At 66.4% G+C, this 2,032-nt stretch carries 1 pseudogene; it reads left to right on the forward strand.

What is annotated here, in order from left to right:
• Positions 1-2,032, forward strand: a pseudogene (locus tag Q9R47_RS24250) (tail length tape measure protein); the annotation flags it as partial.

Raw genomic sequence — 2,032 nt, forward strand, 5'->3', positions numbered from 1 at the left:
TGAACAGGCCAAGCGCATCGAGGGCGAGGCGGCCGTGTCGAAGGTCATCCAGGACGACTGGACCCGTACGACGGACGAGATCAACCGAAGCCTGACGGACGCGCTGCTGCGGGGGTTCGAGAGCGGAAAGGGTTTCGCCGAGAACCTGCGGGACACGCTGAGGAACATGTTCAACACGCTCGTGTTGCGTCCGATCATCAGCGCCATCATGGCGCCGGTGTCGGGTGTCATCTCGGGCGCCACGAACGCGCTCCTCGGCGGCGGGGGCGGGGCCGGAGGAGCAGCCCAGGCGGGATTGAGTGCCTACAACTTCGTCACGAACGGCTTCAACGTCGCGAGCAGTGTGGGCAGCAGGATCGTGAATTCGGACCTGCTCGCACGCTACGGGAGCGAGGCCATGCAGGAAATGCTGGGCCAGTTCGGCGCCGGCATGATGAACACATCGTCATGGGGTGCATTCAGAGGGGCGTTTGAGGCCGGCGGCGCGAACTTCGCGGGCGCTATCGCCGGCTCCGTGCTCAATGGCTTCAGCGGCTACGGTCTCTCCAAGCTCGTAAGCGGTGGCTACCAGCTCAACAAGTACGTCAACACCATCGGGGCCATCGCCTCGATGATCCCGGGTGTAGGCCCCATCGCTGGGCTCATCTCTGGCGCCGTGAATCGGATCTTCGGGCGCAAGCTCAAGGACACCGGCATCGAAGGCGAGTTCGGCGGCGATACGGGCTTCACGGGCCGCACCTACCAGTTCTACAAGGGCGGGTTTCTGCGGTCCAACAAGACCAAGTACGGCGAGCTGGACGAGGAGGTGCGCAAGGGCCTGGCGGACCAGTTCTCGGCCATGAAGACAAGCATCAAGGAGATGGGCAAGGTGCTCGGCCTGGGTGGCGAGGCGCTCGACAAGTTCACGGCCCGGATCAAGGTCAGCTTGCAGGGCCTCAGCCCGGAAGACGCGCAGAAGAAGCTGCAGGAGGAGTTCCAGAAGCTCGGCATCAGCATGGCCGACCTGATCCTGGGGCTCCCGACCACCGTTCAGGAGGCGGCCAGCGATCGGAAATATCTGTTCGGCGTCAACCCCGACGCGGCGGCCGCACCACCGGTGGACCCTGCCGCCCAGACGAACCTGGAGGCCTTCAAAAACCTGCAGAAGGCGGGCGAGTCGTCGCTCGACACGCTCACGCGGCTGGCCACGAGTCTCGCCGCGACCAATGGCGTGTTCGAGACGCTCGGCCACAGCATGTACGCGGCCAGCCTGCAGGGTGGCGACATGGCGGACAAGCTGGTCGAGCTCTTCGGCGGGGTGGAGAAATTCACCGCGGCGAGCGCCGACTACTTCGCGAAGTTCTACTCGGCCGAGGAGCAGCGGGAGGCCGCACGTCGGCAGCTGGAGAAACAGCTCGCCACGGTGGACATCAAGCTGCCGTCCATCGACGCCACCGACGCGCGGGCCCAGTACCGCAAGCTGGTGGAGGCGCAGGACCTCAACACCGAGGCGGGCCGCAAGGCCTACGCGATGTTGATCCAGCTCGCGGGCGCGTTCGATGCGGTGGCGGTGGCATCCCTGGATGCGGCGGCTGCAGCGCAGGAGGCAGCGCGCAAGCAGCAGGAGATCACCGACAAGGGCCGGGATCTCGAGCAGCGGCTGCTCATCGCGCAGGGCAAGGACCGTCAGGCGCTGGACCTGCGCCGTTTGCAGGAGTATTACGCGCTGCTCAACCTCAACCCCGAGCTGGCCCGGATGGTCATTGAGATCTACAAGGCCGAGGACGCCGCGGCGGCACTGGTGGCCGCGCAGCAGGGGAGGGAGGACGCCTACCGGAAGCTCCAGAACGCGGCGACGCTGCAGAGCGAGAAGCTCAACGCGCAGCTGGCGACCATCGACGCGCAGCGCACGGCCCTCGGCCAGCAGCGCACGCTCGCCGACGAGTCGCTGGCGCTGCTCACCGGGATCTTCGACCTGGTGCGCACCAACGCGCGCGATTTGTACGGGCAGGTGGAGAGCACCGCGTCCATGCAGGCCGCGGCTGGCTGGGCT

This window comes from Acidovorax sp. PRC11 (assembly GCF_031844105.1).
In the GTDB taxonomy this organism is placed as follows: domain Bacteria; phylum Pseudomonadota; class Gammaproteobacteria; order Burkholderiales; family Burkholderiaceae_C; genus Paracidovorax.